Source organism: Chryseobacterium sp. 2TAF14 (assembly GCF_052115105.1).
Lineage (GTDB): Bacteria > Bacteroidota > Bacteroidia > Flavobacteriales > Weeksellaceae > Chryseobacterium.
Map to the genome: position 1 here is coordinate 1 of NZ_JBFRGA010000351.1, position 605 is coordinate 605.

At 44.9% G+C, this 605-nt stretch carries 1 protein-coding gene; it reads right to left on the minus strand.

The genetic code is table 11. The features are described from left to right. Positions 1–591: SprB repeat-containing protein (locus tag AB4Y90_RS18130; RefSeq protein ID WP_441558953.1), on the minus strand; the 591-nt coding region annotated here is incomplete at its 3' end. Between the last annotated feature and the right edge of the window lie 14 nt (positions 592–605).

Genomic DNA, 605 nt, shown 5'->3' on the forward strand with positions numbered 1-605 from the left:
GTTCCTCCAGAAGGTTCCTCCAGAWGGWGACCATGCATAGGTATATGGTGCTGTTCCGCCTGTTACTACAATTCCTGCTGATCCGTTTGATCCGCCGTTACATGAAATATTAGTCTGTGAAACTGTTGCACTCATTGCTGTTGGCTGAGTTACTGTAACATTTACAGTTCCTGTACATCCGTTAGCATCAGTAATCGTTACAGTGTACGTTCCTGCTGATAAAYYKGTRCGRTCTTCTGTAGTGATTCCACCACCCCAGTTGAAGGTATATGGTGCTGTTCCTCCTGATGGAGTTAAATTAATTGATCCGTTTGAAGCTCCGTTACATGCAATATTCGTAACCACTGTCGTYCCTGAAACTGCKGTYGCAGGCTGAGTGATYGTTACTGTTCTTGAAATYGTACATCCATTAGCATCAGTTACTAATACTGTATAAGATCCTGCCGCTAAACCGGTAGCTGTTGCTGCGGTTCCTCCAGAAGGTGACCATGCATAGGTATATGGTGCTGTTCCGCCTGTTACTACAATTCCTGCTGATCCGTTTGATCCGCCGTTACATGAAATATTAGTCTGTGAAACTGTTGCACTCATTGCTGTTGGCTGAG